Origin of the sequence: Citrobacter sp. FDAARGOS_156, from assembly GCF_001559235.2 — a bacterium.
In the GTDB taxonomy this organism is placed as follows: Bacteria; Pseudomonadota; Gammaproteobacteria; order Enterobacterales; family Enterobacteriaceae; genus Citrobacter; species Citrobacter youngae.
The window spans coordinates 2,681,993-2,701,910 of sequence record NZ_CP014030.2 but is presented as its reverse complement, the minus strand read 5'-3'; the positions used below and the strand labels follow the sequence as shown (position 1 = coordinate 2,701,910).

At 52.0% G+C, this 19,918-nt stretch carries 20 protein-coding genes; 12 read left to right on the top strand and 8 right to left on the bottom strand.

Annotated features, from left to right (window positions below; genetic code table 11):
* Positions 1–133 precede the first annotated feature (133 nt).
* The gene (locus AL515_RS13170; protein ID WP_048211592.1) at positions 134–805 is read left to right on the top strand and encodes a DUF3313 domain-containing protein; all 672 of its coding nucleotides are present in this window, start codon (positions 134–136) and stop codon (positions 803–805) included.
* Between the two features lie 35 nt (positions 806–840).
* Here the strand turns inward: AL515_RS13170 and AL515_RS13165 are convergent, their stop codons facing one another.
* Positions 841–1,749, bottom strand: a complete 909-nt coding sequence (locus AL515_RS13165) for a DMT family transporter (RefSeq protein WP_061067947.1) — start codon at positions 1,747–1,749, stop codon at positions 841–843.
* Positions 1,750–1,934: 185 nt separating this feature from the next.
* On the opposite strand from AL515_RS13165, the gene AL515_RS13160 reads away from it, so the two are divergent.
* Positions 1,935–2,804 carry a helix-turn-helix domain-containing protein gene (locus AL515_RS13160; protein ID WP_061067946.1) on the top strand — a complete coding sequence of 290 codons (870 nt, stop codon included), beginning with the start codon at positions 1,935–1,937 and terminating at the stop codon, positions 2,802–2,804.
* On the opposite strand, the gene AL515_RS13155 is transcribed toward AL515_RS13160, so the two are convergent.
* Positions 2,787–3,953 (bottom strand): benzoate/H(+) symporter BenE family transporter, encoded by a 1,167-nt coding sequence (locus AL515_RS13155; RefSeq protein WP_061067945.1) that lies wholly within the window; start codon positions 3,951–3,953, stop codon positions 2,787–2,789. The genes AL515_RS13160 and AL515_RS13155 overlap by 18 nt on opposite strands.
* Before the next feature lie 104 nt (positions 3,954–4,057).
* Between AL515_RS13155 and AL515_RS13150 the strand changes: the two genes are divergently transcribed.
* A complete protein-coding gene (locus AL515_RS13150; protein ID WP_061067944.1) occupies positions 4,058–4,594 on the top strand; it encodes a helix-turn-helix domain-containing protein in 537 nt (178 codons plus the stop codon).
* A gap of 79 nt (positions 4,595–4,673) precedes the next feature.
* Positions 4,674–6,635 (top strand): peptidase U32 family protein, encoded by a 1,962-nt coding sequence (locus tag AL515_RS13145; RefSeq protein WP_061067943.1) that lies wholly within the window; start codon positions 4,674–4,676, stop codon positions 6,633–6,635.
* Between the two features lie 3 nt (positions 6,636–6,638).
* Here the strand turns inward: AL515_RS13145 and AL515_RS13140 are convergent, their stop codons facing one another.
* The 4 genes from AL515_RS13140 to AL515_RS13125 all read right to left on the bottom strand — a co-directional run bounded on the left by AL515_RS13140 (position 6,639) and on the right by AL515_RS13125 (position 9,598).
* The gene (locus AL515_RS13140) at positions 6,639–6,869 is read right to left on the bottom strand and encodes a DUF2554 family protein (protein WP_048211598.1); all 231 of its coding nucleotides are present in this window, start codon (positions 6,867–6,869) and stop codon (positions 6,639–6,641) included.
* Positions 6,870–7,059: 190 nt separating this feature from the next.
* Positions 7,060–7,185 carry a DUF2474 domain-containing protein gene (locus tag AL515_RS13135; protein WP_071887343.1) on the bottom strand — a complete coding sequence of 42 codons (126 nt, stop codon included), beginning with the start codon at positions 7,183–7,185 and terminating at the stop codon, positions 7,060–7,062.
* Complete coding sequence (cydB, locus tag AL515_RS13130) at positions 7,185–8,195, bottom strand: cytochrome d ubiquinol oxidase subunit II (RefSeq protein WP_061067942.1); 1,011 nt, start codon at positions 8,193–8,195, stop codon at positions 7,185–7,187. Before cydB ends, AL515_RS13135 begins: the two co-directional genes overlap by 1 nt.
* Entirely contained in the window at positions 8,195–9,598 is a 1,404-nt protein-coding gene (locus tag AL515_RS13125) for a cytochrome ubiquinol oxidase subunit I (RefSeq protein ID WP_048211600.1), read from the bottom strand. The genes cydB and AL515_RS13125 overlap by 1 nt, the downstream gene beginning before the upstream one ends.
* 410 nt (positions 9,599–10,008) lie before the next feature.
* Between AL515_RS13125 and AL515_RS13115 the strand changes: the two genes are divergently transcribed.
* From AL515_RS13115 to patD, 6 genes are all read left to right on the top strand, one after another.
* Positions 10,009–11,418, top strand: a complete 1,410-nt coding sequence (locus AL515_RS13115) for an aminotransferase-like domain-containing protein (protein WP_061067941.1) — start codon at positions 10,009–10,011, stop codon at positions 11,416–11,418.
* 329 nt (positions 11,419–11,747) lie between these two features.
* Positions 11,748–12,893 (top strand): putative ABC transporter substrate-binding protein YdcS, encoded by a 1,146-nt coding sequence (gene ydcS, locus AL515_RS13110; RefSeq protein ID WP_061067940.1) that lies wholly within the window; start codon positions 11,748–11,750, stop codon positions 12,891–12,893.
* 16 nt (positions 12,894–12,909) lie between these two features.
* Positions 12,910–13,926, top strand: coding sequence for an ABC transporter ATP-binding protein (locus tag AL515_RS13105; protein ID WP_048211603.1), 1,017 nt, complete (start codon positions 12,910–12,912; stop codon positions 13,924–13,926).
* Positions 13,927–14,871: an ABC transporter permease gene (locus tag AL515_RS13100; protein WP_005126750.1), complete on the top strand. Its 945-nt coding sequence runs from the start codon at positions 13,927–13,929 to the stop codon at positions 14,869–14,871.
* Complete coding sequence (locus AL515_RS13095; protein ID WP_005126751.1) at positions 14,861–15,667, top strand: ABC transporter permease; 807 nt, start codon at positions 14,861–14,863, stop codon at positions 15,665–15,667. Before AL515_RS13100 ends, AL515_RS13095 begins: the two co-directional genes overlap by 11 nt.
* Positions 15,668–15,688: 21 nt before the next feature.
* Positions 15,689–17,116: an aminobutyraldehyde dehydrogenase gene (gene patD / locus AL515_RS13090; protein WP_061067939.1), complete on the top strand. Its 1,428-nt coding sequence runs from the start codon at positions 15,689–15,691 to the stop codon at positions 17,114–17,116.
* A 189-nt stretch (positions 17,117–17,305) separates the two neighbouring features.
* Here patD and AL515_RS13085 read toward each other — a convergent pair whose 3' ends face one another.
* Positions 17,306–18,433, bottom strand: a complete 1,128-nt coding sequence (locus tag AL515_RS13085; RefSeq protein WP_061067938.1) for a multidrug effflux MFS transporter — start codon at positions 18,431–18,433, stop codon at positions 17,306–17,308.
* Positions 18,434–18,533: 100 nt separating this feature from the next.
* Between AL515_RS13085 and AL515_RS13080 the strand changes: the two genes are divergently transcribed.
* Positions 18,534–19,316: an AraC family transcriptional regulator gene (locus tag AL515_RS13080; RefSeq protein ID WP_061068826.1), complete on the top strand. Its 783-nt coding sequence runs from the start codon at positions 18,534–18,536 to the stop codon at positions 19,314–19,316.
* Positions 19,317–19,437: 121 nt separating this feature from the next.
* Here the strand turns inward: AL515_RS13080 and yncL are convergent, their stop codons facing one another.
* Positions 19,438–19,533 carry a stress response membrane protein YncL gene (gene yncL, locus AL515_RS13075; protein WP_071828932.1) on the bottom strand — a complete coding sequence of 32 codons (96 nt, stop codon included), beginning with the start codon at positions 19,531–19,533 and terminating at the stop codon, positions 19,438–19,440.
* 192 nt (positions 19,534–19,725) lie between these two features.
* On the opposite strand from yncL, the gene AL515_RS13070 reads away from it, so the two are divergent.
* Positions 19,726–19,899, top strand: a complete 174-nt coding sequence (locus AL515_RS13070; RefSeq protein WP_071887342.1) for a GhoT/OrtT family toxin — start codon at positions 19,726–19,728, stop codon at positions 19,897–19,899.
* The last annotated feature ends 19 nt before the right edge of the window (positions 19,900–19,918 follow it).

Here is a 19,918-nt window from a genome sequence, read left to right as displayed (position 1 = left end):
CTCTGCGTTCAGCATTTTTTGTGCTGAGCGCAAAAATAAAATTGTGCGGCGCTTACCATTTTTCGCACATCCAAAATGATTTCCTTTTGCTATTATTTCAGATGCATATCTGCAAATACTAAGGGATCGTTCCATGCGTGCTCAAACTTTATTTAAAGTTGCAGTGCTTACGGGTTTACTGGCGTTATCAGGCTGTGCGTCAAAAATCACGCAGCCAGATAAATATTCAGGTTTTTTAAAAGATTACTCTGGCCTGAAGGAAACGAAATCGGCAACAGGACAGCCTGTGCTGCGTTGGGTTGATCCCAACTTCAATGAGTCCAAATATGACAGTATTGTGTATAACCCGATAACCTATTATCCGATTCCTAAACCAACGACTCAGGTTGGGCAACAGGTGTTGGATAAACTGTTGAGCTATACCAATACGCAAATGAAAACCGCCATTAGTAAACGTAAACCCCTGGTGACGACCCCCGGCCCGCGCAGCCTGATTTTCCGTGGCGCGATTACCGGTGTCGCAACCAGCAAGGAAGGGCTGCAGTTCTATGAAGTCGTTCCGGTTGCGTTACTCGTAGCGGGGACACAAATGGCGACAGGTCACCGCACCATGGATACTCACCTCTATTTTGAAGGTGAATTGATCGATGCGGCAACCAATAAGCCGGTGATTAAAGTGGTACGTCAGGGTGAAGGCAAGGACCTGAACAACGAAAGTACGCCGATGGCGTTCGAAACGTTGAAGAAAGTTGTTGATGACATGGCGACAGACGCCTCCATGTTTGATGTCAACAAAAAACAGTAATGCAGAGCGCACCATCTTTGGATGGTGCGCTTTTTTTATGCCGTCCGACGACGGTACAGCAGTTTCCCCACTAACGCCTCCGGGCGTGCAAACATCACCAGATTACCCAGCAAAATCAGCACTAATCCGGCAATTGCGTTAACCTGCCAGACGTATCCTTCATACAATGTTGACAGCGTCAGCGCGACCAACGGGAAAAGTAACGTACTGTAGGCGGCCTTACTCGGACCGATGCGTCCTACCAGTGTGAAATAGGCGCCGAAAGCAATCACCGAGCCAAAAATAGCCAGATATAACAGCGCGCTAAGATAGCTGAACGTCCACTGCGGCGTGAAGTTGTCCTCGCGCACCAGTGCAATGATGGCAATTAGCAAGGTACCGTACAGCATGGCCCAGCTGTTGGTAGTCATCACTTCAAGCCCTTTTTTCTGATGGCGCAGGCTGATCATATTGCCCAGGGAAAAACCAAACGTTCCCAGAGCGCTTAAACCAATACCCAACAGCAGCGTATGATTCAGGCCGCTATTGACCAAATCCTGCCAGAACAGGGTGATGATACCCGTCAACCCCAGCGCCGCGGCGAAATAAAAGCGTATCGGTGGTTTTTGACCAAAAAATACAAAACTATTCACCGCATTGAACAGCACGGCCATCGAGAAAATTACCGACTCCAGACCGGTATTAATCCACGCTGCGGCCGTGTAAAAACACCAGAAATTGAAGCAAAAAACACACCCGCCCTGTAACAGACAAAACAGGTGGTCGCGTCCGGAGAGCTTACGCAATTTGCCGCTGAACAGCAGGAGAAGGATCATCACCGAACTGGCGACCGCAAAGCGCCAAAAGATAGAGACCGGGGCAGCTACCGGACCTTGCTGCAGGTAAATGGCAATCCATGTCGTTCCCCATATCACGACTACCAGGCAGTACAACAATGCGTTCATACATCTCTCTCATTTTTGTATTTAAGCGCACACAGTGTCATGGCTGGCCGGGGCTGGCTTTCATCTGATTGCGGCAGACTTGCAAAATCTTGCGCTTTTTTTCTCGCGAAAGTGAAAAGGAGGCTGTTAACAACATGTAGCTGATATAGACTGAAAGCCTGCTAACTTATTTTGAATGTGATGGTATGTCTCAGCCCTATGGCGCCTTTGAAAACTTACGCAAACATAATGCCGTGCTGCATGAGTCGGTTGCGTTACATTCGGGGATCCAACTGGCGGCGTGGTCGAACAAGCGCGATACCATCACTCAGTATTGCGATCACCACACGCTCAGTTTATATATCGCGGATGGCTACGAAAGCTATCACAAGACGGCAGGGGGCTGGAAAAACGGCGGCGGCCCGGATCGCTTCTGCCTGATGCCGAAAGAGAGCGAATCCAGTTGGGATATTCGTGACGATCTTTCCTTTGTACATCTTTATTGTACCGACGCGCATCTGCGGGAAGTGGGTGAGAAAGTTTGGGACAAAAGCCCTTACAGCTTCACGCTGGACGAACATACGTTCGGCAGCGATCCGGGGATCACGGCGGTTTATCGCCAGTTTTTACTGGGTAATGACTGGCAGCAACCGGCTAATCATCTAACGCTCAGCGCGGCATCTTCGCTGTTGCTGACGCATCTGATTCAACATTACAGCAACGTTCAATGGCGGCCGCCGGTGGTAACCGGTGGGCTTGCGCCAGCCACATTGCGCAATGTGCTGGCCTATATTGACGCGCATCTGGCCTACCCAATGACCCTCAGCGATTTGGCAGGCGAAGCGGCACTAAGCGATTTCCACTTTGCCAGAATGTTTCGCCAGTCGATGAATATGGCTCCGCATCAGTATGTTATGCAGCGTCGTATGGCGCTGGCGCAGCAACTGGTCCGTTATTCTTCACGTAGCTTGTCGGATATCGCGATGGCTTGTGGATTCAGTTCAGCAAGCCATTTTAGCAATCGGTTTAAGCAGATGACGGGCAAGACGCCAACGCAATTACGTGTGTCGCGATAATCTCAGCGTGGCATAACATATCCCTCCGGCGATTAATCCCCAGAAAGCAGAGCCAATCCCCATTAAGGTCAAACCACTGGCAGTAACCAGAAAGGTGACGATGGCAGCATCTCGCTCCGCTTCATGAAGCAATGCCTGATACAGACTACCGCTAATCGTACCGAGTAAAGCAAGGCCAGCCAGCATCTGGATCCAGCTTACGGGCAGGGCCGCCATCAGTCCTGTGACCGAACCACCAAATACACCAGCCAGAAGATAGAAAACGCCTGCCGATGCGGCGGCGAGCCAACGTCGTTTGGCATCAGGATGTGCTTCGGGACTTTGGCAAATTGCCGCGGTTATGGCGGCAATACAAATAGAGTAAACGCCAAAAGGCGAAAACAGCAGCGCTAACAGACCAGTGAAGACAATCAGCGGTGAAACGGGCAAGGAATAACCTGACGCTTTCATGGTGGCAATGCCAGGAGCATTTTGTGATGCCATGGTAACCAGGAAGAACGGCAATGCGATGCTTATACTGTGTGCAAGAGAAAAGTGGGGGGTGATGAATTCAGGCATCACCGGAGATAAATTAATGTTGTAAGTGACAATGTCACCTTTTAGCAGTGCGATGGCGGTACCCACCAGCATGGCAGCAATGACGGCGTACCTGGGCGCGACAACTTTTAACACCAGCCACGCCAGCAGCATGCTGCCGCACAGCAGAAGCTCATTATTAAGACTATTAAATGCCTGCAAACCAAAACGCAGCAGGATCCCAGCCAGCATTGCCGACGCCAGTGAGTGTGGGATTATTTGCATCAGACGTGCAAACAACCCCGTCACACCACACAGGACTATCAGCGCGTTAGCAACAATAAAAACGCCGATAGCATCCTGAATGGTCACGCCTTGCAGACCCGTAACCAGCAGCGCAGCACCGGGCGTAGACCAGGCGGTCAGGATGGGAGCACGATACCACACTGACAATGCCAGCGTGCTCACGCCCATCGCGATTCCCAGTGCGGTCATCCAGCCCGCAATCTGCCCGGTCGTTGCGCCTGCGGCTACCGCCGCTTGCCAGATGATGGCTGCAGAACTGGCATAGCCGACCAGCACGGCAACAAAACCCGATAAAACGGTGGGCAAAGGGATTAATAATGTGCGCATAGCGACTCCGCGTGCGTTATAACGGTCATTCACTGTAGCACTGTGCGTTATAGCGTACAAGTGATAAGCTGATGGACAGAAACAGGAGATAGAGGAAGGCGACAATGGACAATTTAACCCACTATCTGGCTACCACGCTCCGGACATTACGTCACCAGCGGGAATGGAGTCTGTCGCGTCTGGCAGAAGAAACGGGTGTCTCTAAAGCCATGTTGGGGCAGATAGAACGCAATGAATCCAGCCCAACAGTGGCGACGCTATGGAAAATTGCCACCGGACTGAACGTGCCGTTTTCGACGTTTATTTCACCACCAGAGTCAGAAGGCACAGCGACTTTTGATCCCCAACAGCAGGCAATGGTAGTGACACCGCTGTTTCCATGGGACCCACAACTCTGTTTTGACCATTTTTCAATATTGCTGGCACCGGGGGCGTTGAGTGAATCTACACCGCATGAAACCGGTGTGATTGAGCACGTAGTGGTGATTAGTGGCCTGCTGGATATGTGCATTGACGGACAGTGGCGAACCATCAAATCGGGTGAGGGCGTCCGTTTTGCGGGTGATACTGCACATAGTTACCGTAACAGCAGCGAACAGACGGTTCACTTTCATTCCCTGATCCATTACCCACGCGGTTAATTGGGAAAACTATTCCGAAATGTCGCGCTTCTGACTACAATAGCCGCCATTTTTACCGCTTGTGGATGGTAACAACTGTATGCGCCAGCAACCTCATCACCTTGAATTGTTAAGCCCGGCCCGGGATACCGCCATTGCGCGTGAAGCCATTTTGCACGGTGCTGACGCCGTTTACATTGGCGGACCGGGTTTTGGCGCGCGTCATAACGCCAGTAACAGCCTGAAAGACATCGCTGAACTGGTGCCATTCGCTCATCGATATGGGGCGAAAATCTTTGTGACGTTGAACACGATTTTGCATGATGATGAGCTGGAACCTGCTCAGCGGTTAATTACCGATTTGTATCAGACTGGCGTTGATGCGCTGATTGTGCAGGATATGGGGATTCTGGAACTGGATATCCCACCGATTGAACTACATGCCAGCACCCAGTGTGATATTCGCAGCGTCGAGAAGGCGAAGTTTCTTTCTGATGTCGGATTCACGCAGATTGTATTGGCGCGCGAACTGAGTCTTGAGCAGATTCACGCGATTCATCAGGTGACGGACGCGACGATCGAGTTTTTCATCCACGGTGCGTTATGCGTTGCTTATTCAGGCCAGTGCTATATCTCTCATGCGCAAACCGGGCGCAGCGCTAACCGCGGCGACTGTTCACAAGCCTGCCGACTACCGTATACCCTGAAAGACGATCAGGGCCGGGTGGTGTCGTATGAAAAACACCTGCTGTCGATGAAAGATAACGATCAGACCGCCAACCTCGGTGCGTTGATTGATGCCGGAGTACGTTCCTTCAAAATTGAAGGGCGCTACAAAGACATGAGCTATGTGAAAAACATCACTGCACATTACCGGCAGATGCTGGATGCCATCATCGAAGAACGCGGCGATCTGGCTCGTTCATCTGCAGGTCGCACTGAGCATTTCTTCACGCCATCTACGGAGAAAACCTTCCACCGCGGTAGCACTGACTATTTTGTAAATGCCCGTAAAGGCGACATTGGTGCATTCGACTCACCTAAATTCATTGGCTTGCCAGTGGGTGAAGTCCTGAAGGTGGCGAAGGATTATCTTGATGTCGACGTGACGGAACCGCTGGCAAACGGGGATGGCCTGAACGTGTTAATCAAGCGTGAGGTCGTGGGATTTCGCGCTAATACCGTTGAAAAAACCGGGCACAATCGTTACCGGGTGTGGCCGAATGAAATGCCTGCCGATCTGCACAAAGTTCGTGCTAACCATCCGCTGAATCGCAACCTTGATCATAACTGGCAACAGGCGCTGACCAAAACCTCCAGCGAACGCCGTGTCGCGGTTGATATTGAATTGGGCGGCTGGCAGGAAGAGTTGATCCTGACACTGACCAGTGAAGACGGCGTGAGTATCACCCATACGCTGGATGGTCAGTTTGAGGAAGCGAACAATGCGGAAAAAGCGTTGAGTAACCTACAGGACGGACTGGCAAAACTTGGGCAGACGATGTACTACGCCCGCAATATTCAGGTGAATCTGCCGGGCGCGCTGTTTGTACCGAATGGTCAACTGAATCAGTTGCGCCGTGAAGCCATCGACATGCTGGATGCCGCGCGTCTGGAAAACTACCGGCGTGGCAGTCGTAAACCTGTTGCCCAGCCGGCACCGGTCTATCCACAGACGCATCTGAGTTTTCTGGCTAACGTCTATAACCATAAAGCGCGTGAGTTTTACCACCGTTATGGCGTCCAGTTGATTGATGCAGCCTATGAAGCGCATGAAGAAAAGGGCGATGTTCCAGTGATGATTACCAAGCACTGCCTGCGTTTTGCATTCAATCTGTGTCCGAAACAGGCGAAAGGGAATATCAAGAGCTGGAAAGCCACGCCGATGCAATTGGTAAATGGCGATGAAGTGCTGACGCTGAAATTTGATTGCCGACCGTGCGAAATGCACGTGATCGGCAAGATGAAACATCACATCCTGAAGATGCCATTGCCGGGCAGCGTAGTGGCTTCCGTCAGCCCCGAAGACCTGATGAAGACGCTGCCGAAGCGTAAAGGCTGACGGTTAACTCATATGGATATCGGGTTTGCGTGATTTCTGCCAGTGGTGGTGCTCGCGAAGATCGGCGGCGGATTCTTCCGCCGTTACTCGCAGCTCATCGCTGTCGGCCGTGTGTCGTAATAGGTGATCGGCATCCTGCACCTGAAGATATTCATGTCCCTGATTAGTAGCGAAAAGCTGACCCGAAAAAAGCGCGCTGGCCAGCAATAACACCGTTAACCCTTTCTTAAACATCATGCACCCTCTGGTACGTTAGCTGCGGAATTGGCGATAATTTCGTCAGGTGACTATTCAATATTTTAATCGGGTTAATGGCAATCTCTGTTTTGCCAATTCGATGTTTTTTACATTTTTATTTAGTCAACGTTAGGATTTGTTAAAACCGGGAAGCGCAGCGCGACCCGGTTGTTACCGGGGGGGAAAATCAGGACTTAAATCCCGCCGCCGTCATCAGTAAGCGAAAGAATGAACCGACGGCCGCCAGGGCCAGCACGCTGCCGCCCCAGAGAATGATCAGCCACATCAGACGTTTCCAGATTGATTGTTCCATCAATGATACCCCTCACCATGTTGAACTTTGCCGCGGAAAACGTAGTAACTCCAGAAGGTGTACACCAGGATTATCGGGATAATCAGCAGTGCGCCCACCAACATAAAGCCCTGACTTTGCGCCGGAGCCGCCGCCTGCCAAAGGGTAATAGACGGTGGAATGATGTGTGGCCAGATACTGATCCCCAACCCGCTGAAACCGAGAAAAATTAAACCCAGCGTCAATATAAATGGCGGGGCATGGCTATGCTGCTGGCTCAGAGAACGCCACAGCCACAGACTCATTAGCGCAACCAGCAGCGGAACCGGCATCAGAAACCACAGATTTGGCAGGCTAAACCAACGATCGGCAATGGCACTGTGCGCCAGCGGCGTCCACAGGCTGATAATGGCAATGACAGCCAACATCGCCAGCAGCAGTTTTTTTGCCACACTGCGCATTTTATCCTGTAGCGGGTTTTCGCTTTTCATCACCAGCCATGTTGCCCCCAGCAGGGCGTAGGCCACCACCAGTCCCAGCCCGCAAAACAACGTGAAAGGCGTTAACCAGTCAAACGGACCGCCGCTGTAGCTGCGGCCAGTGACGGAAAATCCGTTGAGGACCGCGCCCACGACCACTCCCTGGGTAAACGTGGCAAGAATTGAACCGCCCAGAAAGGCTTTATCCCAGAATGGTCGATGCGCCGGCGTGGCCTTGAAGCGAAACTCAAAGGCAACGCCGCGAAAAATCAGGCCAATCAGCATCAGGGTGAGTGGGATCGTCAGTGCATCGACAATGACTGCATAGGCCAGAGGAAATGCGCCAAACAATCCTGCACCGCCCAGCACCAGCCAGGTTTCATTCCCATCCCATACCGGTGCGACGCTGTTGACCATCACGTCGCGGTCATCAGCGTCCTGAATAGCGGGAAATAAAATACCGATCCCGAGATCAAAGCCGTCCATCACGATATACATCAGCGTGGCGAACACGATAATAACGAACCAGATAACTGATAAATCAATACCCATTAGCGATGTGCCTCAGCTTGAGAATCGAGGACGGCAGCGGAAAGCGGCCGTGCGGGTGTGCCAGCTGGCGGGAGGGTCGGATCATCTTCCTGTGGTCCTTTACGGATCAGGCGAATCATGTAGCTATAACCCACACCGAAGACCGAGCTGTAAACCACAAAGAAAGCCAGCAGGCTGATGCTCATATGCAAATCACCATGTGCGGAAACCGCATCCGCTGTGCGTTGCAAACCGTAAACCACCCACGGCTGACGGCCAACTTCAGTGGTCACCCAGCCAGCGAGGATGGCAATCAGACCGGAAGGGCCCATCCACAAGGCAAAGCGCAAGAAAGCGCGCGAGGTGTATAAACGCTGCTTATAACGTAGCCACAGGGCAAACGCACCCAACAGGATCATCAGCATGCCTAGCCCCGCCATAATGCGAAACGACCAGAACACCATGGTGGAGTTGGGCCTGTCTTCTTTAGGAAACTCTTTCAGAGCCGGGACCTGTTTATCCAGACTATGGGTCAGGATCAGACTGCCCAGCGCCGGAATTTCCAGCCCATAGTGGGTGCGCTCCTGCTCCATATCCGGCCAGCCGAACAGTAGCAACGGAGTCGGTTCGCCGGGCGGATTTTCCCAGTGTCCTTCAATCGCGGCAATTTTTGCCGGCTGGTGCTTCAGCGTATTCAACCCGTGCATATCGCCAATCAATGCCTGCAGCGGGGCGACGATCAGCGTCATCCACAGCGCCATCGAAAACATGGCGCGAATAGCCGGAGTGTTATTCCCACGTAATAAATGCCATGCCCCTGATGCTGCGACAAACAGCGCACTGCTCAGGAAAGCGGCAACGGACATATGCAACAAACGATATGGGAATGAAGGGTTGAAAATAACGGCGAACCAGTCGACGGGAACGACCTGTCCATTGACGATTTCATAGCCCTGTGGAGTCTGCATCCAGCTGTTGGAGGCCAGTATCCAGAAGGTAGAAATAATTGTCCCCAGCGCAACCATGCAAGTTGCAAAGAAGTGCAGGCCTGCCCCCACACGGTTCCAGCCAAACAGCATTACGCCGAGGAAGCCTGCTTCGAGGAAGAAGGCGGTTAACACTTCATAGGTCAGCAGCGGCCCGGTGATGCTCCCGGCAAACTCAGAAAAACCGCTCCAGTTAGTGCCGAACTGATAAGCCATCACCAGCCCGGACACTACGCCCATACCAAAGTTTACGGCGAAGATTTTCGACCAGAAATGATACAGCGAACGCCAGGTCGGATTTTTGGTTTTCAACCAGAGACCTTCCAGTACCGCCAGATAGCTGGCAAGACCGATAGTAATGGCCGGAAAAATGATGTGAAAGGACACCGTAAACGCGAACTGGATCCTCGCCAGGTGAAACGCGTCAAGACCGAACATGCTTAACTCCGCAGGCAAAATTGATTTGGCGCAATTCTAAGCCCCTGGCGAAATGTGGGGCAGAAACAGAACAGTTCTTTTTAACCATAACAGTTGTGCTGCCGTTATAGGTCGCACGATCTGATATGCAATCTGGTCCCGCATTTGAATTTTACTTCGACGATAATGAGTTTATCCCGTGGTCTGCGGTGATTGACGGTGCTGATGACTATGTGAACATCACCTGTTTATTCGCCTTAAAGCACACCCCCGAAAATTGATGCTGTACAGATAGCTGCCCGGGCCTCAGGCAAAGAGCTTTCGCTAACGATGTTGTAAAACTGTTAACTATAACAGTTCTGAAAAAATCGTTATTTATGTAGACTGATATATACAGAGGTTGTCACCGATACCGAATATCAGGACGAAAAATGAAGAAATACCAGCGACTGGCGGAGCAAATTCGCGATCAAATCGCGTCTGGCGTATGGCAACCAGGCGATCGGTTGCCCTCTTTGCGCGAGCAGGTGGCAAGCAGCGGGATGAGTTTTATGACCGTGGGGCATGCCTACCAACTGCTGGAAAGTCAGGGGCGGATCATCGCCCGGCCGCAGTCGGGCTATTATGTTGCCGCGCGCCCCGAACGCGAAGCCGCCGTACCGCAGGTACAGGTCATGCGCGATGAGGCCGTGGATATCAACACCTACATCTTTGACATGCTGCAGGCCAGTCGTGATGCTTCCGTGATGCCGTTTGCATCCGCTTTCCCCGATCCGCGCTTATTTCCGCTTCAGCAGCTTAATCGCTCGCTGGCTCAGGTGAGTAAAACGGCTACCGCCATGAGTGTTATCGAAAACCTGCCGCCAGGAAATGATGAACTGCGTCATGCTATTGCCCGTCGATATGCGCAACAGGGAATGACCCTTTCTCCGGATGAGATTGTGATCACCACTGGCGCACTTGAAGCGCTTAACCTGAGCCTGCAGGCGGTCACTGAGCCGGGGGATTGGGTGATTGTCGAAAATCCGTGTTTTTACGGCGCATTACAGGCTCTGGAGCGATTGCGCCTGAAGGCGTTGTCCGTTGCCACCGACGTGAAGGACGGAATCGACCTTGTCGCACTGGAGCAGGCCCTACAGGAGTACCCGGTCAAAGCCTGCTGGCTGATGACCAACAGCCAAAATCCGTTGGGTTTTACACTCAGCGCACGGAAAAAAGCCCATCTGGTCGCATTACTGGAAAAATACAATGTGATGCTGATTGAAGATGATGTTTACAGCGAACTCTATTTTGGCCGGGAGAAACCACTGCCGGCTAAAGCGTGGGATCGAGGAGACAGGGTGTTGCACTGTTCATCTTTCTCGAAATGTCTGGTCCCCGGATTTCGCATCGGTTGGGTTGCTGCCGGGAAACATGCCCGTCGTATTCAGCGACTCCAGTTGATGAGCACCTTATCCACCAGTTCCCCAATGCAGCTTGCGTTGGTGGACTACCTGTCGACCCGGCGTTATGACGCGCATTTGCGACGGCTGCGTCGTCAGCTGGCGGAACGCAAACAGCAGGCCTGGCAAACGTTGCTGCGTCATCTTCCGGCAGAGGTCAAAATACACCATAACGACAGCGGCTATTTTCTGTGGCTCGAACTGCCAGAACCGCTGGATGCGGGAGAACTCAGCACCCAGGCGCTGGCGCACCACATCAGCATCGCACCAGGTAAGATGTTTTCAACCTCGGGGACATGGTCACGTTTCTTTCGTTTTAATACCGCATGGCACTGGGGTGAACGCGAAGAACAGGCGGTTAAACAGCTTGGAAAATTAATTCGCGAGATGATGAAATAAAACTGAATGTGCTATTCAATATAAAAGAATAGCGCATTCTTATTTTAGAAATAGTGAATGTTAAACCCTGATGTTATTTATATCAGGTGCCACCATACGAAATATCAATAGTTCTTCCTGGTGCCACCCTGGCACTTAACTCCTTGTCTATACTCCAGAAGATTAAATTACTTTGCTATAACCCGTGGCGTAATGAGCGTTAGCTCACAACCTGATTAAATTTCCTTGCGCCAGCAGGAACGCTTTCAACACCCCGACTATTTTTAGGAAAGGACATATATTTACGGCAAGGCTGCCGCTCAATATTTTTTCGACAGGAGTAAGACGTTATGAGCAAGCAATTTGCCCTCAGTAGCTTGTGTGCACTCAGTATGACGCTGATGACAGCCCATGCAGCCGAACCCCCAACATCATTAGATAAACCGGAAGGGCGCCTGGATATTATTGCCTGGCCAGGTTATATCGAACGCGGACAAACCGATAAACAATATGACTGGGTTTCGCAGTTTGAGAAGGAAACCGGTTGTGCCGTCAATGTTAAAACAGCGGCCACATCAGACGAAATGGTGAGCCTGATGGCGAAAGGCGGCTATGACCTGGTGACGGCTTCTGGTGATGCTTCACTGCGTCTGATTATGGGCAAACGTGTCCAGCCTATAAATCCTGCGCTTATCCCAAACTGGAAAACTATCGATCCGCGTGTGGTCAAAGGGGAATGGTTTAACGTCGGTGAGAAAGTTTACGGCACTCCGTATCAATGGGGTCCCAACTTGCTGATGTATAACACCAAAACCTTCCCAACGCCGCCAGATAGTTGGAAAGTGGTGTTCGTCGAGCAAAAACTTGAGGACGGAAAAAGCAATAAAGGACGAGTCCAGGCGTACGATGGCCCGATCTATATCGCCGATGCGGCGCTGTTCGTCAAAGCCACTCAACCGCAGTTGGGTATCACCGATCCCTATCAGCTCACCGAGAAACAGTATCAGGCGGTCATCAAAGTCCTGAGCGATCAGCACGCACTGATTCATCGCTACTGGCATGACACCACTGTGCAAATGAGTGACTTCAAAAACGAAGGTGTGGTGGCATCAAGCGCCTGGCCCTATCAGGCTAACGCCCTGAAAGCAGAAGGCCAGCCAATCGCCACGGTTTTCCCGAAAGAGGGCGTCACCGGTTGGGCTGACACCACCATGCTGCATAGCGAAGCAAAACATCCTGTTTGTGCTTACAAATGGATGAACTGGTCATTAACCCCGAAAGTTCAGGGCGACGTCGCAGCCTGGTTTGGATCTCTGCCGGTAGTCCCTGAAGGTTGTAAAGCCAGCCCGCTGCTGGGCGAAAAAGGCTGTGAAACCAACGGCTATAGCTATTTCGACAAAATTGCTTTCTGGAAAACGCCAATCGCAGAAGGTGGAAAATTCGTTCCTTACAGTCGCTGGACGCAGGATTACATCGCCATTATGGGCGGTCGTTAATTCCGCTGGGGGTTTTATGACGTACGCAGTGGAGTTTCATAATGTCTCGCGTCTGTACGGGGATGTTCGTGCAGTTGATGGGGTAAGTATTGCAATTAATGATGGTGAGTTTTTCTCTATGCTGGGGCCATCCGGCTCCGGCAAAACGACCTGTCTGCGCATGATTGCAGGGTTTGAGCAGCTTTCGGGCGGTTCAATTAAAATTTTTGGTAAGCAAGCCAGTGAATTACCGCCCTGGGAACGGGACGTCAATACGGTATTTCAGGATTACGCACTATTCCCGCATATGTCGATTCTCGACAACGTGGCTTATGGGCTGATGGTGAAAGGCATTGATAAAAAGCAGCGTCATGCCAGGGCACGCGAAGCGTTAGATAAGGTTGCGCTCGGCTTTGTCTATGAGCGCAAGCCATCACAACTCTCTGGTGGACAGCGTCAGCGTGTAGCGATTGCCCGTGCGTTGGTCAATGAGCCTCGCGTCCTGCTGCTGGATGAGCCACTTGGCGCGTTGGATCTCAAGCTACGCGAACAGATGCAACTGGAGCTGAAAAAACTCCAGCAGTCTCTCGGTATCACCTTTATTTTTGTCACCCACGATCAGGGTGAGGCGCTGTCGATGTCCGATCGTGTGGCGGTATTTAACAATGGTCGTATCGAGCAAGTGGATTCACCGCGAGAACTCTACATGCGTCCGCGCACGCCGTTTGTGGCGAGTTTTGTAGGTACGTCAAACGTCTTTGACGAAGCGATGTCGGCAAACGTCTGTGGCTTACAGGGGATGTTCTCGCTGCGCCCGGAACACATTCGGTTAAATGATATGGCGGGCGAGGTTCAGGCTCGGGGTGTCATTCAGGCGGTGCAGTACCAGGGGGCGGCGACGCGTTTTGAACTGAAACTTGCCGGTGGTGAAAAGTTGCTGGTGAGCCAGGCGAACCTGACGGGAGAAATGCTGCCGTCGGCGCTGTCGCCGGGTCAGCAGGTGATGGCATCGTGGTCACGCGATGTCATGGTTCCGCTGGTAGAGGAGAGGTGAATGGCTATGAACGTCATACATTCGCCAGCACAGCCGACAAAGCTGAACCGTATCTCGGGGTTCTTCTGGCGTAATCCAGGGCTTGGGCTGTTTTTGCTACTACTCGGGCCGCTGATGTGGTTTGGCATCGTCTACTTTGGATCGTTGCTGACGCTGTTGTGGCAAGGTTTTTACACCTTCGACGATTTCACTATGTCGGTGACGCCAGACCTGACGCTGGCGAATCTGCAGGCTCTGTTTAATCCGGCTAATTACGACATCATTGTGCGAACGTTGACAATGGCGGTGGCGGTGACGATTGCCAGCGCCATTCTGGCGTTCCCGATGGCATGGTATATGGCGCGCTATACCAGTGGCAAAATGAAAGCCTTTTTTTACATTGCCGTCATGTTGCCGATGTGGGCGAGCTATATCGTCAAAGCCTATGCGTGGACGCTGCTGTTAGCGAAAGACGGCGTGGCGCAGTGGTTTCTAACCCATCTCGGGCTGGAGCCACTGTTGACCGCTTTCCTCACCTTGCCGGCTGTCGGCGGTAATACGCTGTCAACATCGGGATTAGGGCGCTTTTTGGTTTTTGTCTACATCTGGCTTCCCTTTATGATCCTGCCGGTTCAGGCTGCTCTGGAACGGCTTCCGCCCTCGCTTTTGCAGGCATCGGCCGATCTGGGCGCGCGTCCTCGTCAAACCTTCCGCTATGTGGTTTTCCCGCTGGCAATACCCGGTATAGCCGCCGGTTCTATCTTTACTTTTTCACTGACGCTGGGTGACTTTATTGTGCCGCAACTGGTGGGACCGCCGGGATATTTCATCGGCAACATGGTGTATTCGCAACAAGGGGCCATCGGCAATATGCCAATGGCGGCGGCATTCACTCTGGTGCCCATTGTTTTAATTGCACTGTATCTGGCGTTCGTGAAGCGTCTGGGAGCTTTCGATGCACTCTGAACGCGCACCCTGGTTACTCAAACTGGCAGCATGGGGAGGGGTTCTTTTTCTGCACTTTCCCATCCTCATCATCGGCACCTATGCTTTTAATACAGAGGAGGCTGCTTTTAGTTTTCCGCCTCAGGGACTGACATTACGTTGGTTTAGCGTGGCGGCGCAGCGTAGCGATATTCTTGAGTCAGTGACGTTGTCACTTAAAATCGCCGCGTTGTCGACAGCAATCGCTCTGGTACTGGGGACGCTGGCGGCGGCTGCGCTGTGGCGCAGGGACTTTTTCGGTAAAAGCGCAATATCGCTGTTGCTGCTGTTGCCGATTGCGCTGCCGGGCATTATTACCGGCCTGGCACTGCTGACGGCATTTAAGACCATCAACCTGGAACCGGGTTTTCTCACGATCGTGGTGGGTCATGCGACGTTTTGCGTGGTGGTTGTCTTTAACAACGTCGTGGCGCGTTTTCGCCGTACCTCATGGAGTCTGGTTGAAGCGTCTATGGATCTTGGCGCCAACGGCTGGCAAACCTTTCGTTATGTCGTGCTGCCCAATCTGGCATCAGCACTGCTGGCGGGGGGCATGCTGGCGTTTGCCTTGTCGTTTGATGAAATCATCGTGACAACGTTCACCGCCGGACATGAAAGAACACTTCCGCTGTGGCTGCTCAATCAACTGGGTCGCCCACGAGATGTGCCTGTTACCAACGTTGTGGCATTGCTGGTAATGCTGGTAACAACACTGCCAATTTTAGGGGCCTGGTGGCTAACGCGTGAAGGCGACACCGTCGCCGGAAACGGTAAATAAACGACGATATGGGAAATTGCTATGCAACATCAATTACTGATTAACGGTGAGCTGGTCAGCGGTGAAGGTGAAAAGCAACCAGTTTATAACCCTGCCACTGGTGAACTTATTCTGGAGATTGCTGAGGCGTCAGCCGCGCAGGTTGATGCCGCAGTGCGCGCGGCAGACAATGCGTTTGCCTCCTGGGGCCAAACCACGCCGAAAGTGCGTTCGGAGCTGTTGTTAAAGCTGGCGGACACCATTGCAGATAATGCACAGACCTTCGCTGAGCTGGAATCGCTTAACTGCGGTAAACCACTACATTGTGTGCTTAATGATGAAATTCCGGCCATCGTGGACGTTTTCCGTTTCTTCGCGGGGGCTGCGCGCACCCTGCAAGGACAGGCCGCTGGGGAGTATCTGGAAGGGCATACCTCCATGATTCGTCGCGATCCGCTGGGTGTGGTGGCCTCCATCGCGCCGTGGAACTACCCGCTGATGATGGCGGCATGGAAGCTGGCTCCAGCGCTGGCCGCCGGTAACTGCGTGGTGATTAAACCTTCAGAAATTACCCCGCTGACGGCGCTTAAACTGGCGGAATATGCGAAAGATATTTACCCGGCAGGCGTGATTAACGTCCTGTTTGGTCGTGGTAAAACAGTGGGCGATCCGCTGACCGGCCATGAAAAAGTACGTATGGTTTCACTGACCGGCTCCATTGTGACCGGGGAACATATTATCCAGCATACTGCGCCTTCGATTAAACGCACGCATATGGAACTGGGCGGGAAAGCCCCGGTGATTATTTTTGATGATGCGGACCTTGATGCGGTGGTCAGTGGTGTACGGACCTTTGGGTATTACAACGCCGGACAGGATTGCACTGCTGCCTGTCGAATCTACGCGCAAAAAGGCATCTATGATGCGTTGGTCGAAAAACTCGGCGCTGCAGTTGCCAGCCTGAAAATCGGCGCACCGAATGATGAAACGACAGAACTGGGACCGTTAAGCTCACAGGCGCATCTTGACAGGGTAGCTAAAGCGGTCGATGACGCGAAAGCGCTCGGACACATTAAGGTCATCACCGGCGGCAAAAAAGTGGAGGGTTCAGGCTACTATTTTGCGCCAACGTTGCTGGCGGGCGCGAAACAGGAAGATGCTATCGTGCAGCGTGAGGTCTTTGGTCCGGTGGTCAGTGTTACCGTCTTTGAAGATGAAGATCAGGTCCTGGCGTGGGCCAATGATTCGAAGTATGGACTGGCCTCGTCAGTCTGGACGCGGGATGTTGGTCGCGCGCACCGACTGAGCGCCCGCCTGCAGTATGGTTGCACCTGGGTCAATACGCACTTCACGCTGGTTAGCGAGATGCCCCACGGCGGGCAAAAACAGTCTGGGTATGGCAAGGATATGTCGGTTTACGGGCTGGAAGATTACACGATTGTTCGCCATGTCATGATCAAGCATGAGTAATATCTTAAGCGCGAGCGGTAAATGGGGCACGGATAGCTAAATATTGGTAAACGTGTGTCTATACTATTCGCGCCACTGGCCTCGTCGCCATCGGACGGCGGTAAGTTGGAAATATCCGCGAGGTCAGGCTAATTTGCACTCCATCAGGCCCCGGCACAATGTCGGGGCCTGATTATTTAGGTGATTGTTCTAACGACGGCACAGGCTACATAGCCAGGCGATGAACGCACAGATAGTCAGAACCAGTCCCAGTTGCTGCATGATACCCGCTAACCCTAACATCATTCCCAGTAACAGGTAGTAGCATAATCCGAACAGAGCACCTGCGGCCCCGGCCTGTTCACGATAGTGATGCAGAGCCTGACTCAACACATTGGGGATCGCGATGCCATAGGCAACAACAACCCCAACCACTGGCAACAGAATCCAGACTGAATGCTGTAGCCACCATGCCGCGAGACCAGACAGCAGAGCTAAAGCACAGGCATGGCGCACCAGATATCCCGATGACAAGCCGATCGTTAACAGCTTGCGATTCAGCAGGCTGCCTGACAGTGACGCGAGGGCAAGCAAGGATCCCGTCCAGCCAAATGCCCTGGAACTCCATCCTAACTGTCCGAAAAGAAACGGGGCCAGGCTGTAGTAGCTGAATAGCATAGTATTCAACAGAGCAACCAGCATGGCATTTTTCCACAGTGTACTGTCCCTCACCATCCGGGAGACCAGTCCCGTTAATTGTGGTCTGCGCGTAGTCTCCGGCCGTGTTTCCGGCAATAAGGCTGCGGTTAACATCAGTAGCAGTATCGCCAGCAATACCAGCGCAGTAAAAACGCCCGTATGGCCGTAAAGACTGACTAACCAACCTCCGCTCACCAGACCAAAAACCGGGCTGATTGCCAGTGCTGCGCCCATAATGGAAAAAATGCGGGACAGTGTTGTTGATTCATAACTGTCCCTCAACATAGTCTGCACCACAACAGACCCGGCGGCCGCGCCTATGGCTGATACCATACGGGCCAGCAGCAAGACGCTGAAATCAGTGGCAATAACCGCCATTACGGAACCCGCTCCGTAACAGAGAAGTCCAGCTACCATTGCCCACCGTCGTCCAATGCAGTCGCTAAGCCAGCCCCATAGCGCAACCCCCACGGCAAAGGCGACAAAATAAACGGAAAGTGTTTGAGCAGCACGTTCACTGCTTATTTGAAAAAACGTGGCGATATTTGGCAACGCCGGGCTGTAAATGGTTTCCACCAGTTGCGGAAACATAATCAGTAATGTGAGAAGCCACAAGGGCGGTCGATGGGTCATATTCATGGCAATATCCAAGAAGCAAAAAACTTGGGGGGATTATTGCTGAATAGAAAATGTCTTATTACCATTATCAGGACTTTATATATCAAATATCGGACAGATGATGAAAATTGCGCCTGATGATGTCTTCGACCCGGATGGTTTTAAGGAAACAGTAGTGGGTATTGCCTCTGATATGGGCGTACATGATTCAGGCCGGCACAGTCATCTTCGCCATCAGTTACTCTTTTCGGCGGCGGGGTGTATCACCATTGAACTGGAAAATACCCTGTGTCTGCTTCCGCCTCGCCGTGCGGTCTGGATCCCCGCGGGTACGGTTCACCGGGCCATCATGCGCGGGGTGATGGCTTATCGGTCATTATATTTTTCAACCATTCTGCCGCCGTTATCCGCATTGCCGCTACAGGTTGTCGAAGTGAACCCGCTCTTTTTTGAAGTCATAGAACGGATGGCATTCTGGCCCTGGCAAATGACAGAAACGCAGCAGGCCAGCCTCATCACTGTTTTTTGTGAGGAAATCAGGGCCGCACGCCGTGAAAACTGGACGTTGCAGTTTCCCTCTGATGTCCGCCTGAATCTGTGGCTGGAAGGGGTTCGAATGGGGACGTTACCGCCCCGACTGAATCAGTTGTCCCGCCTGGTCGGTGCCTGCGAACGGACAATCAGCCGCATCTTTATCAGGGATACAGGGATGAATTATCAGACCTGGCGGCAGCAATTCAGGCTGTTAAAAGCGATGGAGATGTTGGCGGAGGGTGACTCAATCAGCCAGGTGGCGCAACAGCTGGAATTTGTTAGCGACAGTGCTTTTATCGTGTTTTTTCGGCAGCTTACAGGTACGACACCGACCCACTATCACGGGGGAATAATGCCGCAGAAGGATTAGGGGTGTTACATATTAAGGATAATTTACCGGGCAGTGACGGAGTGCGAAGATCGTTTACTAATGGCAGAGAGAAGATTTTCTCTCTGCCAGCAGGCGCTGCAATTCATCAAAAAGAGTCACATCAAGCAAACCAGCCGAACCTTACGGAGATCAGGCTGAAAAGTCCTACAGCAGCAAATATATTTATCAGCACCACGGTCTTACTGGAAACATTCATTTTTGCCACCTTTCGTTTTTACCCCTTTGGGTATAGTACGGCTTATAGCTATCCGCAATAGTACGAAATCTGAACATATTGAAAGTGGGCTGTTATTTAGGCGGTTTTCTTAAATAAATGAATAAAACTTGATGTGGGTCATAAAAGAGAGCATATTGCGCGCGATTTTCTCTTCTGGCCTGGATGCCCTAAATGTCTCTGTACCAAAAAATGTTGTTTTTTTATGCGGCAATGGCTGCAATTGCGGCCATTACCACCTGGTTTCTGTCACGTGATAAAAAACGTATTCGCTTTCTGAGCGCGGTATTAGTCGGGGCGACATGGCCGATGAGCTTTCCCGTCGCACTCCTGTTTTCCCTTTTCTGATTGCGTTGTCAATGCCGTT

Excerpts from the sequence above, each read along its gene's own strand:
- AL515_RS13170 (WP_048211592.1), top strand. The coding sequence starts at position 134 with ATGCGTGCTCAAACTTTATTTAAAGTTGCAGTGCTTACGGGTTTACTG.
- AL515_RS13165 (WP_061067947.1), bottom strand. The coding sequence starts at position 1,749 with ATGAACGCATTGTTGTACTGCCTGGTAGTCGTGATATGGGGAACGACA.
- AL515_RS13160 (WP_061067946.1), top strand. The coding sequence starts at position 1,935 with ATGTCTCAGCCCTATGGCGCCTTTGAAAACTTACGCAAACATAATGCC.
- AL515_RS13155 (WP_061067945.1), bottom strand. The coding sequence starts at position 3,953 with ATGCGCACATTATTAATCCCTTTGCCCACCGTTTTATCGGGTTTTGTT.
- AL515_RS13150 (WP_061067944.1), top strand. The coding sequence starts at position 4,058 with ATGGACAATTTAACCCACTATCTGGCTACCACGCTCCGGACATTACGT.
- AL515_RS13145 (WP_061067943.1), top strand. The coding sequence starts at position 4,674 with ATGCGCCAGCAACCTCATCACCTTGAATTGTTAAGCCCGGCCCGGGAT.
- AL515_RS13140 (WP_048211598.1), bottom strand. The coding sequence starts at position 6,869 with ATGTTTAAGAAAGGGTTAACGGTGTTATTGCTGGCCAGCGCGCTTTTT.
- AL515_RS13135 (WP_071887343.1), bottom strand. The coding sequence starts at position 7,185 with ATGGAACAATCAATCTGGAAACGTCTGATGTGGCTGATCATTCTCTGG.
- cydB (WP_061067942.1), bottom strand. The coding sequence starts at position 8,195 with ATGGGTATTGATTTATCAGTTATCTGGTTCGTTATTATCGTGTTCGCC.
- AL515_RS13125 (WP_048211600.1), bottom strand. The coding sequence starts at position 9,598 with ATGTTCGGTCTTGACGCGTTTCACCTGGCGAGGATCCAGTTCGCGTTT.
- AL515_RS13115 (WP_061067941.1), top strand. The coding sequence starts at position 10,009 with ATGAAGAAATACCAGCGACTGGCGGAGCAAATTCGCGATCAAATCGCG.
- ydcS (WP_061067940.1), top strand. The coding sequence starts at position 11,748 with ATGAGCAAGCAATTTGCCCTCAGTAGCTTGTGTGCACTCAGTATGACG.
- AL515_RS13105 (WP_048211603.1), top strand. The coding sequence starts at position 12,910 with ATGACGTACGCAGTGGAGTTTCATAATGTCTCGCGTCTGTACGGGGAT.
- AL515_RS13100 (WP_005126750.1), top strand. The coding sequence starts at position 13,927 with ATGGCTATGAACGTCATACATTCGCCAGCACAGCCGACAAAGCTGAAC.
- AL515_RS13095 (WP_005126751.1), top strand. The coding sequence starts at position 14,861 with ATGCACTCTGAACGCGCACCCTGGTTACTCAAACTGGCAGCATGGGGA.
- patD (WP_061067939.1), top strand. The coding sequence starts at position 15,689 with ATGCAACATCAATTACTGATTAACGGTGAGCTGGTCAGCGGTGAAGGT.
- AL515_RS13085 (WP_061067938.1), bottom strand. The coding sequence starts at position 18,433 with ATGAATATGACCCATCGACCGCCCTTGTGGCTTCTCACATTACTGATT.
- AL515_RS13080 (WP_061068826.1), top strand. The coding sequence starts at position 18,534 with ATGAAAATTGCGCCTGATGATGTCTTCGACCCGGATGGTTTTAAGGAA.
- yncL (WP_071828932.1), bottom strand. The coding sequence starts at position 19,533 with ATGAATGTTTCCAGTAAGACCGTGGTGCTGATAAATATATTTGCTGCT.
- AL515_RS13070 (WP_071887342.1), top strand. The coding sequence starts at position 19,726 with ATGTCTCTGTACCAAAAAATGTTGTTTTTTTATGCGGCAATGGCTGCA.